Origin of the sequence: Lysobacter sp. GCM10012299, from assembly GCF_042649405.1 — a bacterium.
Lineage (GTDB): Bacteria > Pseudomonadota > Gammaproteobacteria > Xanthomonadales > Xanthomonadaceae > Lysobacter_J.
Map to the genome: position 1 here is coordinate 59,172 of NZ_JBHRZC010000009.1, position 14,294 is coordinate 73,465.

8 protein-coding genes are annotated in these 14,294 nt (G+C 67.6%); 7 read left to right on the forward strand and 1 reads right to left on the reverse strand.

Going from position 1 to position 14,294, the window contains the following annotated elements:
• Nucleotides 1-35 precede the first annotated feature (35 nt).
• On the forward strand, nucleotides 36-1,370 hold the full coding sequence (gene xylA, locus ACFOPO_RS17675; RefSeq protein WP_386704967.1) for a xylose isomerase: 1,335 nt from the start codon (nucleotides 36-38) through the stop codon (nucleotides 1,368-1,370).
• Between the two features lie 104 nt (nucleotides 1,371-1,474).
• On the forward strand, nucleotides 1,475-2,908 hold the full coding sequence (locus ACFOPO_RS17680) for a sugar porter family MFS transporter (RefSeq protein ID WP_386704968.1): 1,434 nt from the start codon (nucleotides 1,475-1,477) through the stop codon (nucleotides 2,906-2,908).
• Nucleotides 2,909-2,976: 68 nt separating this feature from the next.
• On the opposite strand, the gene ACFOPO_RS17685 is transcribed toward ACFOPO_RS17680, so the two are convergent.
• The gene (locus ACFOPO_RS17685) at nucleotides 2,977-4,062 is read right to left on the reverse strand and encodes a LacI family DNA-binding transcriptional regulator (protein ID WP_386704969.1); all 1,086 of its coding nucleotides are present in this window, start codon (nucleotides 4,060-4,062) and stop codon (nucleotides 2,977-2,979) included.
• A gap of 197 nt (nucleotides 4,063-4,259) precedes the next feature.
• Here ACFOPO_RS17685 and ACFOPO_RS17690 point away from each other — a divergent pair, with 197 nt between their 5' ends.
• From ACFOPO_RS17690 to ACFOPO_RS17710, 5 genes are all read left to right on the forward strand, one after another.
• A complete protein-coding gene (locus ACFOPO_RS17690; RefSeq protein WP_386705016.1) occupies nucleotides 4,260-6,398 on the forward strand; it encodes an alpha-glucuronidase family glycosyl hydrolase in 2,139 nt (712 codons plus the stop codon).
• A 6-nt stretch (nucleotides 6,399-6,404) separates the two neighbouring features.
• Nucleotides 6,405-8,441, forward strand: coding sequence for a sialate O-acetylesterase (locus tag ACFOPO_RS17695; protein ID WP_386704971.1), 2,037 nt, complete (start codon nucleotides 6,405-6,407; stop codon nucleotides 8,439-8,441).
• Nucleotides 8,442-8,466: 25 nt separating this feature from the next.
• Entirely contained in the window at nucleotides 8,467-9,738 is a 1,272-nt protein-coding gene (gene manD / locus ACFOPO_RS17700) for a D-mannonate dehydratase ManD (RefSeq protein WP_386704973.1), read from the forward strand.
• A gap of 5 nt (nucleotides 9,739-9,743) precedes the next feature.
• Nucleotides 9,744-11,432: a glycoside hydrolase family 43 protein gene (locus ACFOPO_RS17705; RefSeq protein ID WP_386704974.1), complete on the forward strand. Its 1,689-nt coding sequence runs from the start codon at nucleotides 9,744-9,746 to the stop codon at nucleotides 11,430-11,432.
• 83 nt (nucleotides 11,433-11,515) lie between these two features.
• The gene (locus ACFOPO_RS17710; protein WP_386704975.1) at nucleotides 11,516-14,212 is read left to right on the forward strand and encodes a glycoside hydrolase family 3 C-terminal domain-containing protein; all 2,697 of its coding nucleotides are present in this window, start codon (nucleotides 11,516-11,518) and stop codon (nucleotides 14,210-14,212) included.
• Nucleotides 14,213-14,294 lie beyond the last annotated feature (82 nt).

A 14,294-nucleotide genomic window follows, 5' to 3' on the forward strand; every position in this document is an offset into this window, starting at 1 on the left:
CCGCCCCTCCTCACCTCCGAACAGTGACAGCCACCATGACGACTCCCTTCATCGGCGCCCGCGAATACTTCCCCGGCATTGGCCGCATCCCGTTCGAGGGACGCGATTCCGACAACCCGCTGGCGTTCAAGCATTACGACGCCAACAAGCGCATCGGCGACAAGACGATGGCCGAGCACCTGCGTTTCGCGGTGTGCTACTGGCACAGCTTCTGCAACGCCGGCCATGATCCGTTCGGCCCGGGCACCCGCGTCTATCCGTGGGATGCCGCTTCCACGCCACTGGCGCGTGCCGAAGCCAAGGCCGATGCCTCGTTCGAGTTCTTCACCAAGCTCGGCGTGCCGTACTACTGCTTCCACGACATCGACCTGGCGCCCGACGCCGACGACATCGGCGAGTACGAGAAGAACGTCAAGCACATGGTCGCCATCGCCAAGGAGCGCCAGCAGGCGACCGGCATGAAGCTGCTGTGGGGCACGGCCAATCTCTTCAGCCACCCGCGCTACATGAACGGTGCCTCCACCAACCCGGACTTCGCCGTGGTCGCGCGCGCTGCCGTGCAGGTCAAGGCCGCGATCGAAGCCACGGTCGAGCTGGGCGGCGAGAACTACGTGTTCTGGGGCGGCCGCGAAGGCTACGCCTCGCTGCACAACACCAACATGAAGCGCGAGCTGGCGCACTTCGGCCGCTTCCTGACGATGGCGCGCGACTACGGCCGCAGCATCGGCTTCAAGGGCAACTACCTCATCGAGCCCAAGCCGATGGAGCCGATGAAGCACCAGTACGACTTCGACTCGGCCACGGTCGTCGGCTTCCTGCGCGAGCACGGCCTGGACCAGGACTTCAAGCTCAACATCGAAGCCAACCACGCCACGCTGTCGGGCCACACGTTCGAGCACGACCTGCAGGTTGCGTCGGACGCCGGCATGCTCGGCAGCATCGATGCCAACCGGGGCAACGCCCAGAACGGCTGGGACACCGACCAGTTCCCGACCGACCTGTACGACACCGTCGGCGCGATGCTGGTGGTGCTGCGCCAGGGCGGCCTGCAGCCGGGCGGCCTCAACTTCGACGCCAAGGTGCGTCGCGAGTCGACTGATGCCGACGACCTGTTCCTGGCCCACATCGGCGGCATGGATGCGTTCGCGCGCGGCCTGGAAGTGGCGCACGCGCTGCTGACCAAGTCGCCGTGGGAGCAGTGGCGCGCCGAGCGCTATGCCAGCTTCGACAATGGCGCCGGCAAGGACTTCGCCGGCGGCAAGCTGGACCTCGCCGCGCTGAGTGCACTGGCGGGCAAGGGCGAGCCTGCCAAGATCAGCGGCAAGCAGGAGCGCTACGAGAACCTGCTCAACCAGTACCTGATGCGCTGAGCGGCGCGCGCCTTCCCCCGTTCCGGCAACGGGGGAAGGAAGAAGGGAGGGTCACCGCGCCGCGCGCGGTGACAGGGGGCCGGATCAACAATGAGGGGTAGGCCATGAACAGCGCCACGCTCGAAAACGCCACGTCCAACCACGACGCCGAGAACACACGCCTGATCATCCTGGTCAGCTGCGTGGCCACCATCGGTGGCTTCCTGTTCGGCTTCGACAGTGGCGTGATCAACGGCACCGTCGACGGACTGCAGCAGGCCTTCGGGTCCAGCAAGGCCGGCCTCGGCTTCGAGGTCGCCTCGATGCTGCTGGGCTGCGCGATCGGCGCGTTCTTCGCCGGCCGCCTGGCCGACCGCTGGGGTCGGCGCTCGGTGCTGATCATCTCGGCGGTGTTGTTCCTGCTGTCGGCCATTGGCGCCGGCGCGGCGGCCACATCGACGATGTTCGTCATCGCGCGCGTGCTCGGCGGCTTCGCCGTCGGTGCCGCCAGCGTGATGTCGCCGGCGTACATCGCCGAAGTGGCATCGGCGCGCTACCGCGGCCGCCTGGCCACGGTGCAGCAGATCGCGATCATCGGCGGCCTGTTCTGCGCCTTCCTCAGCAACTACCTGCTGGCCAAGGCCGCCGGTGCTTCCACCGAGGGCTTGTGGTTGGGCCAGGCGGCATGGCGCTGGATGTTCTGGGTGCAGGCGATTCCGTCGCTGCTGTTCCTGGTGTTGCTGCTGACGATTCCGGAAAGCCCACGCTACCTGGTGGTGAAGAAGCGCCAGGCCGATGCGCTGGTGGTGCTCACGCGCCTGTACGGTGCGGCGCAGGCGCGCACCAAGCTGGCCGAGATCGACGCATCGCTCTCGGCCGACCATCACCGCCCGCAGCTGTCGGACCTGGTCAACAAGGCGACCGGCAAGATCCGCCCGATCGTCTGGATCGGTATTGGCCTGGCCACGTTCCAGCAGCTGGTCGGCATCAACGTCGTCTTCTATTACGGCGCGGTGTTGTGGCAGGCGGTCGGCTTCTCCGAGAGCGATGCGCTGCTGATCAACGTGCTGTCGGGTGCACTGAGCATCGGTGCTTGCCTGGTGACCGTGCTGCTGATCGACCGCATCGGTCGCAAGCCGCTGCTGTGGGTCGGCTCGGCCGGCATGGCAGTGTCGCTGGCGCTGATGACGTGGGCCTTCACCACCGGATCGATCGATGCCAACCACAAGCTGGCGCTGTCGGATTCGATGGGCACGCTGGCGCTGGTCGCGGCCAACGTCTACGTGATCTTCTTCAACGCGTCCTGGGGCCCGGTGATGTGGGTGATGCTGGGCGAGATGTTCCCCAACCAGATCCGCGGTTCGGGCCTCGCGGTCGCCGGTGCGGCGCAGTGGACGTCCAACTTCGCCATCACCGTGACCTTCCCGATGCTGCTGGGCAGCATTGGCCTGGCCGGTGCCTACGGCATCTACACCGTGGCCGCTATCATTTCGGTGTTCTTCGTCCTGCGCTACGTCTACGAGACCAAGGGCAGGGAACTGGAACAGATGGAAGGCTGAGCCGGGGGATGCTTCCGGTTCCAGCGCTTCCGTTTCGCGTTGCCATGACGCCCGCGGTCAAGCGGGCGTCACTGGCCGGTCGCGTCGTCCGGACCGGCGGGTTTGGCCGGCGGTGCGACCGAGTCGCGCGACACCAGCTGGTGGGGCAGGACGTGATCGACCACCACGCGCGTGTTGCGATCCTTGCGGCGGATGTTGCGCAACAGGATGTCGACGGCCGAATCGGCCATCGAGGCGATGGGCTGGTGGATGGTGGTGAGTTCCGGCCACACCGTGGTCGCGGCCGAGGTGTCGTCGAATCCGACCACCGACAGGTCGCGCGGCACGTCGAGGCCGCGCCGGTGCGCGACCGAGATGACCGCCGAGGCCATGTCGTCGTTGCTGGCGAAGATCGCCGTCGGCGGCTTGCGCAGGCCCAGCAGCTTTTCCGTGGCGTCGAGGCCGGAGCGGTAGGTGAAGTAACCCTGCTGCACGAGCGCCGAATCGAGCGCGATGCCGGCTTCGCTCATCGCCGCCTGGAAACCTTCGTAACGGCGCGCGCTGGCGGTCTGGTTCGGATTGCCCTTGATGTAGCCGATGCGGGTATGGCCGAGCGCGATCAGGTGCGCGGTGATCTCGCGACTGGCGTGGAAGTCGTCGATGCGGACGCTGGAGATTTCCTGGCTGAAGCGCCCGGAGGCGATGGCCACCACCGCCACGCCGGCATTGACCAGCTCGGACACGATGGCCTTGGACTCGCACAGCGGCGGCGGCAGGATCGCCCCCGCCACGGTCTTGGCCAGCGCACGCGCGGCATGGCGCTGCTGCTCGGCGTCGAAGTTTTCCCAGGTGTCGATGACCAGCTGCGCGGCGGTTCGCGAGGCGCCGTTCAATGCGCCCACCAGCAGCTCGCGCAGGTAGGCCGCGCTGGGGTTGGTGTAGATCAGCGCGATGCGCGTGTCCTGCGCCGCGGCCAGCGAACTGGCGGCCTGGTTGGGCGTGTAGCCCAGCTCGCGCACCGCCTGGGTGACGCGTTCGCGGGTGGACTCGCGGACCTTGCCGTAGCCGTTGACGACGCGCGAGACGGTCATCGGCGAAACGTTGGCGAGCGCCGCCACCTCATCGATGGTGACTGCACGACCCTTGCGGCGAACCGATTTCTTGGGCTTTTCCAACGTTCCTTCCTTAGCTCGGCTTAGGTCGGCGCAGACGTTCTCATCTACACCAAAGTGACATCGGACAGGGAATGACAACGAAGCACATGGTACCGACAACCGCCCCACGCAGCGACAACACCACGGCGATTTCCGGGGCGATTACCGGGGCGAGGCGCCTGCTGCGCCGGGCCTTCCAGCGCCTGGGCCTGGCCGGGATGGCGATGGTTGCCCTGTTCGCGACGCTGTCGGTCGTGCCGGTCGCGCACGCCGAGGATGGTTACGACCTGTGGCTGCGCTACCGGCCATTGCCGGCCGATAGTGCCACGGCCTATCGCGCGAACGTCTCGCAGCTGGTCGTCGCCGACGCGACGCCGACCCAGGCCGCCACGCGCGCCGAACTGCTGCGCGGCCTCACCGGACTGCTGGGCAGCGCACCGACGGTGGCCAACGAGGCCAGCGCCGACGGCGCCGTCATCGTCGGCACGCCCGCGTCCTCGCCGCTGATCGCCGGGCTTCGCCTCAAGCTGCGGGGCCTGGGTCGCGAGGGCTACCTGATACGCAGCGTCACCGTAGACGGCCACCGTGCCACGGTCATTGCCGCCAACGAGGATGTCGGCGCGCTGTACGGCGCATTCCACTTCCTGCGCCTGATCCAGACCGCGCAGCCGCTGGCGGCGCTCGACCTGCGCGAGGCACCGCACGTGCAGCTGCGCGTGCTCAACCACTGGGACAACCTCGACCGGCATGTCGAACGCGGTTATGCCGGCGAGTCGATCTGGGACTGGCACAAGCTGCCCGACTACCTCGACCCGCGCTACACCGACTACGCCCGCGCCAATGCTTCGCTCGGCATCAACGGCACGGTGCTCAACAACGTCAACGCCAATGCGCTGAGCCTCACGCCGATGTACCTGGAGAAGGCCGCTGCGCTGGCCGGCGTGTTCCGGCCCTACGGCATCCGTGTGTACCTCAGTGCGCGCTTCAGTGCGCCGATCGAGATCGGTGGCCTCAAGACGGCCGATCCGCTCGATCCGCAGGTGCAGCGCTGGTGGCGCGACAAGGCCGACGAGATCTACAAGGTCATTCCCGATTTCGGCGGTTTCCTGGTCAAGGCCAACTCCGAAGGCCAGCCTGGCCCGCAGGACTACGGCCGCAGCCACGCCGACGGCGCCAACATGCTCGCCGACGCGGTCAAGCCACACGGCGGCGTGGTGATGTGGCGCGCCTTCGTCTACTCGCACGAGGAACCGGACGATCGCGCCAAGCAGGCCTACAGCGAGTTCGTGCCGCTCGACGGCAAGTTCCGCGACAACGTCATCGTCCAGGTCAAGAACGGCGCCATCGACTTCCAGCCACGCGAGCCGTTTCACCCCTTGTTCGGCGCGATGCCGAAGACGCCGCTGATGATGGAGTTCCAGATCACCAAGGAGTACCTCGGCTTCGCCACGCACCTGGCCTATCTGGGGCCGATGTACGAGGAGACGCTGGAAGCCGACACGCATCGTCGCGGCAAGGGCTCGACCGTGGCCAAGGTGGTCGACGGCTCGCTGCACAAGTACGCGCTGACCGGCATGGCCGGTGCCGCCAACATCGGTTCGGACCGCAACTGGAGCGGCTCGCAGTTCGACCAGGCCAACTGGTATGTGTTCGGCCGCATGGCTTGGGATCCGTCGCTCAAGGCCCGGCCGATCGCCGAGGAATGGACGCGGATGACGTTCTCCAACGACGCCGACGTGGTGAAGCCGATCGTCGAGATGATGATGGGCTCGCGCGAAGCGGTGGTCGACTACATGACGCCGCTCGGCCTGCATCACCTGATGGGCAACGGTCACCACTACGGCCCGGGCCCGTGGGTGTCGGGCGGTCCGCGCGCCGACTGGACCTCGGTGTACTACCACCGCGCCAACCGTGACGGCATCGGCTTCGATCGCAGCGCCAGCGGCAGCAATGCCGTGGCCCAGTACGCGCCGCCGGTGGCGCGCGAGTTCGGCGACCTCAAGCGCGTGCCGGAGAAGTACCTGCTGTGGTTCCACCACGTGCCGTGGGATTACCGCACGCAGTCCGGCCGCACGCTGTGGGACGAGCTCGTGTACCGCTACGGCCACGGCGTCGACAGCGTGAAGCAGATGGAACAGGCCTGGAGCGCGCTGGACGGCCGTATCGACGCCGAGCGCCACGCCGAGGTCGCCACGTTCCTGTCGATCCAGCAGAAGGAGGCGCAGTGGTGGCGCGACGCCAGCATCGCTTACTTCCAGACGTTCTCGCAGCGGCCGTTGCCCGCGGGAGCCGCGCCGCCCGCGCATTCGCTCGAGTACTACGAAGCCCTTTCCTTTCCCTTCGCGCCGGGTCACTGAGGCAGCATGAATTCCACCGTATCGAAATCATTGCGTCTCCCGCGCGCCGGCCTGCTGGCACTGGCGCTGCTGGCGACGTCAGCCGTCAACGCCGGCAGCAACGCGCATGAACCCCTGCAGGACCAGCCCGGCGCGACCACGACCGAGCGCAGGCCGGCACCGCTGCTGCACGAGATGTTCCAGGACCACGCGGTCCTGCAGCGCAACGCGCCGATCCGCGTGTGGGGCCAGGCCGGACCGGGGCAGGTGGTGAAGGTGACGCTCGCGCGCAAGCAGGCCAACGCACGCGCCGACGAGAATGGTCGCTGGCAGGCGAACCTGCCGCCGATGGCCGCGGGCGGGCCGTACACGCTGAGCGTGAGTGCGCAGGGCGGCCTGAAGCAGACCGTCGACGACGTGATGGTCGGCGACGTGTGGCTGTGCTCCGGCCAGTCGAACATGGTGCTGCAGGTGCATCGCACGCTCGACTCGCGCGCCGAGATCGCCGGATCCGCCAACGACGCCATCCGCATGCTCACCGTCGGCGAAACCGGCAGCGTCACGCCGCTGGAGCATTTTGCCGCGCCGGTGAAGTGGCTGAAGGCATCGCCGGAGACCACGGCCGATTTCTCCGCCGCGTGCTTCTACTACGCTCGCGAACTGCAGAAGACCGTGAAGGTGCCGATGGGCCTGGTCACGGCCGCCTGGGGCGGCTCGCGCATCCAGGCCTGGACCAGCGGCGAGGCGCTGCGTGCCTCGGGCCAGTACGACGACGAACTCGACGTGCTCGCGTCATACGCGAAGGACCCTGTCGCCGCAGTGGGGCAGTGGGGCGAGGTCTGGGGCAAGTGGTGGGACGGTCGCAAGGACTTCAAGGCCGGCGATGAACCGTGGGCGGCCGGCTACAACGCTGGCGAGGGCTGGCGCAATGCACCGCGCGCGCTCGGTCCGTGGGAAGAGTGGGGCGTGAAGGACCTGGCCGCCTACGACGGCATGGTCTGGTTCCGCACCTCGGTGAAGCTCACCGAACAGCAGGCCGCGCAGGACGCGGTGCTGCTGCTGGGTTCGATCGACGAAGTCGACATGACCTGGGTCAATGGCCACGGCGTCGGCAGCACCTACGGGCCCGGCTCCGGTCGTGAATACCCGTTGCCGGCTGGCCTGCTCAAGGCCGGCGAAAACTCGGTCACCATCAACGTGCTCGACACCTATCGCGCCGGCGGCATGAGCGGTCCCGCGTCGGCGTATGCGGTGCGCTTCAAGGACGGCACCACCGTGCCGCTCGACGGCGCCTGGAAGTACCGTCCGGCGCCGGGTTACGACTGGCCGCCGCGCGCGCCGTGGCAGACGGCCGCAGGCCTGTCGACGCTCTACAACGGCATGATCGCGCCGATCGGAAAGTACGGGTTCCGCGGCATGCTCTGGTACCAGGGCGAGTCGAACACCTTCGAAGCCGATCGCTATGCCGACCTGCTGCGCATGTGGCGCAACGACTGGCGTTCGCGCTTCGGTGCCGACCTGCCGGTGCTGATCGTGCAGCTGGCCGGCTATGGCATGCCGAAGTCGCAACCGGCCGAAAGCGGTTGGGCCGAACTGCGCGAAGCCCAGCGCATCGTCGCCAATGACGATGCCCACAGCGGGCTGGCGGTGACGATCGACATCGGCGACCACTACGACATCCATCCGCCGAACAAGCAGGAGCTCGGGCGCCGCCTCGCGCGCGCTGCGCGGCATGCGATCTACGGCGAGAAGCAGCCGCCTTCGGGCCCGGTGCCGGCATCGGCCAAACGCGAAGGCGACGCCGTGGTGCTCGCGTTCGGTGATGTCAGCGACGGCCTGGTCGCGTTCGGCGCCGATGGCCCGATCGGCTTCGAGCTGTGCGGCGCGGCCAAGGACAGCTGCCACTACGCCGATGCCCGCATCAGTGGCAACAGCGTGACCCTGCGCGCCACTGCGGCGGCGGATGCCACGCGCGTGCGCTACTGCTGGGCCGACGGCCCGGTCTGCACCCTGTTTGATGGCGCCGGCTTGCCGGCCGGTCCGTTCGAAACCCCGATCAAGTAAACGCACACAGCCGAGCGACTCGAAGATGAGCACTAACGCCCATACCGGCGCCCACACCGAAACCACCACCCACGGCTCCTCGCGCGACCGCGAGATCGTCGACGCGCGCGTCATCGTCACCTGCCCGGGACGCAACTTCGTCACCCTGCGCATCGAAACCCGCTCGGGTGTGGTTGGCCTGGGTGATGCCACGCTCAACGGCCGTGAGCTGGCGGTGGCCTCGTACCTGCAGGACCACCTCGTACCGAACCTCATCGGCCGCGACGCCGGCCGCATCGAGGACATCTGGCAGTTCTTCTATCGCGGCGCCTATTGGCGCCGTGGCCCGGTGACGATGACCGCGATTGCCGCGGTCGACGTCGCGCTGTGGGACATCCTCGGCAAGATGGCCGGCCTGCCGCTGTACCAGCTGCTGGGCGGTCGCTCGCGCGAGGGCGCGCTGGTCTATGCCCATGCCAACGGCCGCGACATCAGCGAGGCCAGCGAGGAAGTCGGCAAGTACCGCGAAAAGGGCTTCCTCGCCGTGCGCGCGCAGTGCGGCGTACCCGGTGTGAAGAAGGCCTACGGCATCTCCAGCGGCGGCAAGCCGTACGAGCCGGCCGAGAGCGAACTGCCTGCCGAGACCGTGTGGTCGACGCCGAAGTACCTGGAAGTCGTGCCGAAGCTGTTCGAACGCCTGCGCGCCGACCATGGCAACGATGTCGAGCTGCTGCATGACGTGCACCATCGCCTGAGCCCGATCGAAGCCGCGCGCCTGGCCCGCGACGTCGAGCCTTACCGCCTGTTCTGGCTGGAAGACGCCACGCCGGCCGAGAACCAGAAGTCGTTCGAGCTGATCCGCCAGCACTCGGTCACGCCGCTGGCGGTGGGCGAGGTCTTCAACTCGATCTGGGACTGCAAGCACCTGATCGAGAACCAGCTGATCGATTACATCCGTACCACCATCGTCCATGGCGGCGGCATCACCCACCTGCGCCGACTGGCCGACTTCGCCGGCCTGCACCAGGTGCGCACCGGCTTCCACGGCGCCACCGACCTGTCGCCGGTGTGCATGGGCGCGGCGCTGCACTTCGACACCTGGGTGCCGAACTTCGGCATCCAGGAGTACATGTTCCATTCCGAAGAAGCCAACGAAGTGTTTCCGCACGACTACGTGTTCCGCGACGGACGCCTGCACGTCGGTGACGCGCCGGGCCACGGCGTGACCATCGACGAGAAGCTCGCCGCGCGCTACCCGTACTCGCCCAAGCAACTGCCGATCGCGCGCCTGGAAGACGGCTCGATGTGGGACTGGTGATCACGATGACGAACCTTTCGAGGAAGATGGCTCCGTTGCTGCTGGCGTTGTCGGCGGCTGCAGCAGGATTGGGGCACGCCCAGGCGCGCGAGCCGGTGCTGTTCGACTGGTTCGAATACAGCGGCCACGACGCCACGTTCGAGCAGCCGCTGCCGGAAGGGAGCTTCCGCAACCCGGTGCTCGCCGGCTTCCATCCGGACCCGGCGGTCGTGCGCGCGAATGACCGCTATTACCTGGTCAATTCCAGCTTCTCCTACTTCCCGGGCATCCCGGTGTTCGAAAGCCGCGACCTGGTGCACTGGACACAGATCGGCAACGCCATCGAGCGGCCGTCGCAGCTCGACTTCGATGGCCTGGGCATGTCGCGCGGCGTGTTCGCGCCGACGATCGCGTACCACGACGGCACCTTCTACGTCGTCAACACCGCGGTCGACAACGGCGGCAACTTCTTCGTCACCGCAACCGATCCGGCGGGTCCATGGTCGGAACCGGTGTGGCTGCCGACCATCGACGGCATCGACCCGTCGCTGTTCTTCGACGCCGACGGCAAGACCTACCTGCTCAACAACGGCGAGCCGCAAGGCAAGGCCCGCTACGACGGCCACCGCGCGATCTGGATGCAGGAATTCGACCTGGCGCAACGCAAGCCGGTCGGTCCGCGCAAGGTGCTGATCGACGGCGGCGTCGACCCGTCGAAGAACCCGATCTGGATCGAAGGCCCGCACATCTACCAGCGCAAAGGCTGGTACTACCTGGTCTGCGCAGAAGGCGGCACCGGGCCGGACCATTCGCAGGTGGTGCTGCGCAGTCGCAACGTGTGGGGGCCGTATGCGCCGTACCCGGGCAATCCGATCCTGACCCAGCGCGACCTCGACCCGGCGCGTGCGAACCCGATCACCAACGCCGGGCACGCCGACCTGGTCGAGGGACTCGATGGCAGCTGGTGGGCGATCTTCCTCGCCAGTCGCAACTACGGTGGCGTGCACTACAACACCGGGCGCGAGACGTACCTGCTGCCGGTGACGTGGAAGGATGGTTGGCCGGTGATCCTCGAGCATGGACGGGCGATACCGCAGGTACTGCAGGGCCCGGCTTTCATGGAGCGCGGCAAGACCCAGGCGCCGATGACCGGCAACTTCACGTGGCGCGACGAGTTCGACAAGCCGAAGCTCGATCGCGCATGGATGCACGTGCGCGTGCCCAAGCAGCCGTGGGCCGACCTGGCCGCTAGGCCTGGCCAGCTGGCGATCCATCCGCTGGCGGAAGGCCTGGGCACATTGCGCAATCCCTCGTTCCTGGCACGACGGCAGCAGCACCTTGCCTTCGAGTCGAGCACCGCGTTGACGGTGCCGGCCGAGGCGGGCACGGAAGCCGGCATCGTCGCGTTCCAGAACGAGCGCTACTGGTACTTCCTGGGCGTGCGCCGCGCTGGCGCCGGCCTGGAGCTGATCCTGCAGCGCAGCGTCGACGGCAAGGCAAGCACCATCGCTACCACTGCCATCGCGAACACGAAGACGCTGAAACTGAAGATCACCGGCGACAGCGGTGCCTACTCGTTCGGCTTCGATGTCGACGGCAAGGGTTGGCAGTGGCTGCGCAAGGACGAAGACGGAACCATCCTCAGCACCGACGTCGCCGGCGGATTCGTCGGCGCGGTGGTGGGGCCCTATGCGCGTACGGAGACGAAGAAATGAATGACATTCGCCGGGAAGAAACCTGCTCGTCATTGCCGCGCAGGCGGCAATCCATGGACGTTGGTGCTTCACGCGCGACGTCCATGGATCCCCGTCTTCGCGGGGATGACGTTTCCGGAAAGGCGGGGGTTGCAACCTTGCGCGCGGTGATTGCTGCCGTGCTCCTCGCCGCGAGCGCACAGGCGCTGTGCGCGACGCCGGCTTACCTCGACCTCGACAAGAGCTTCGAAGCGCGCGCCGCCGACCTCGTCTCGCGGATGACGCTCGAGGAAAAGGCCGCGCAGATGCAGAACGGCGCGCCCGCCATCGAACGCCTCGGCGTGCCGGCGTACGACTGGTGGAACGAGGCGCTGCACGGTGTCGCCCGCGCCGGAGCGGCGACCGTGTTCCCGCAGGCGATCGGCATGGCGGCCACCTTCGACGTGCCGCTGATGAACGAGACCGCCACGGTCATCAGCGACGAGGCGCGCGCCAAGCACCACGAGTTCGCGCGACAGGGCCAGCATGGCCGCTACCAGGGCCTGACCTTCTGGTCGCCCAACATCAACATCTTCCGCGATCCGCGCTGGGGCCGAGGCCAGGAAACCTACGGCGAGGATCCCTATCTCACCGCGCGCATGGGCGTGGCCTTCGTGAAGGGCCTGCAGGGCGACGACCCGAAGTACCGCAAGCTCGACGCCACCGCCAAGCACTTCGCCGTGCACAGCGGCCCGGAAGCGGACCGCCATACCTTCGATGCCAGGCCGAGCCAGCGTGACCTGTACGAGACCTACCTGCCGGCCTTCGAAGCGCTGGTGAAGGAAGGCCAGGTCGACGCCGTGATGGGCGCCTACAACCGCGTCTACGGCGAGTCCGCCAGCGCCAGCAAGTTCCTGCTGCAGGACACGCTGCGCGGCCAGTGGGGCTTCAAGGGGTACGTCGTCTCCGACTGCTGGGCCATCGTCGACATCTGGAAGCACCACAAGATCGTCGCGACACCGGAAGAGGCCGCCGCGCTCGCCGTCAAGAACGGCACCCAGCTCGACTGCGGTGACACCTACACGCCATCGCTGCCGGTGGCGGTGAAGAAGGGCCTGATCAGCGAGGCCGAGATCGACCAGGCATTGACCAAGCTGTTCACCGCGCGGATGCGCCTGGGCATGTTCGACCCGCCGGAGAAGGTGCGCTGGGCCGGCATCCCGTACTCGGTGAACCAGGCGCCCGCGCACGACGCGCTGTCGCGCAAGGTCGCGCAGGAGTCGATCGTGCTGCTCAAGAACGACGGCGTGCTGCCGTTGTCGCGCGACACGAAGCGGATTGCGGTAGTCGGCCCGACCGCCGACGACACCATGGCGCTGCTCGGCAACTACTACGGCACGCCGTCCGCGCCGGTGACGATCCTGCAGGGCATCCGCCAGGCCGTGCCGAACGCGCAGGTGGTTCATGCGCGCGGCGTCGACCTGGTCGAAGGTCGCGACGATCCGGCGGCGACACCGCTGATCGAGCCGCAGTACCTGCGCCCGGAAAAGGGTTCGAGCGAGCGCGGCCTGCGCGGCGAGTACTTCCGCAGCCGTGACCTGTCCGGCAAGCCGGCGCTGGTGCGCGTCGATTCGCAGATCGGTTTCCGCTGGGATCGCGGCTCGCCGACCGACAACCTGATGGCGCGCGGCGAGGCGCACGGCGGGCAGTCGGTGCCGTCGGACAACTTCAGCATCCGCTGGAGCGGCCAGCTGCTGCCGCCGGTGTCGGGCAGCTATCAACTTGAAGCATCGGCCAACGATGGCTTCCGCCTGTACCTCGACGGCAAGCTCGTGCTGGACCAGTGGAAGGATACCGATCGCCTGCGCGCCGACAGCACCAACGTGACGCTCGAGGCCGGCCGCAGCTACGACATCAAGCTCGAGTACTACGACGGCGAGCGCGACGCAGGCGTGCGCCTGGCCTGGCGCATGCCCGGCGCCAGGCCGCCGTTCGAGGAAGCACTGCAGGTGGCGAGCGAGTCCGACGTGGTGATCTTCGTCGGCGGCCTCACCGGTGATGTCGAAGGCGAGGAGATGACGGTCAGCTATCCGGGCTTCGCCGGCGGTGACCGCACCGACATGCGCCTGCCTGCCACGCAGCGCAAGCTGCTCGAAGCGCTGAAGGCAACCGGCAAGCCGGTGGTGATGGTGCTGACCGCGGGTTCCGCGCTGGCGGTGGACTGGGCCAAGGACAACCTGCCGGCGATCGTGATGGCCTGGTATCCCGGCCAGCGCGGCGGCAACGCGGTGGCGGACGTGCTGTTCGGCGACGCCAACCCCGCCGGTCGCCTGCCGGTCACGTTCTACAAGGCCGATGCGAAGCTGCCGGCGTTCGACGACTACGCGATGCAGGGCCGCACCTACCGTTACTACGAGGGTGAGCCGCTGTATCCGTTCGGCCACGGCCTGTCGTACACCACGTTTGCCTACTCCGACCTGCGCCTCGACCGCGCCAGGGCCGGTGCGAAGCAGGCGGTGGCGGCGACGGTGAAGGTGCGCAACAGCGGCAAGCGCGCCGGCGACGAGGTCGTGCAGCTGTACGTGCGCGCGCTCGATCCGAAGCAGCCGCGTGCGCGCAAGGAGCTGCGCGGCTTCCAGCGCGTGACCCTGCAGCCGGGCGAGGAGCGCACGCTGACCTTCAAGCTCGATCCGACGGTCGACCTGCGTTACTACGACGAGGGCGCGAAGGCGTACGCGGTCGATGCGGGCAGCTATGAAGTGCAGGTCGGTGCGTCGAGCGAGGACATTCGCGCGAAGACGAAGCTGACCATCACCAAGTAAGCATCACCGTCGTTCCCGCGAAGGCGGGAACCCATGGACGTCAACGACGCAACGTCAACGTCCTTGGATCCCCGCCTTCGCG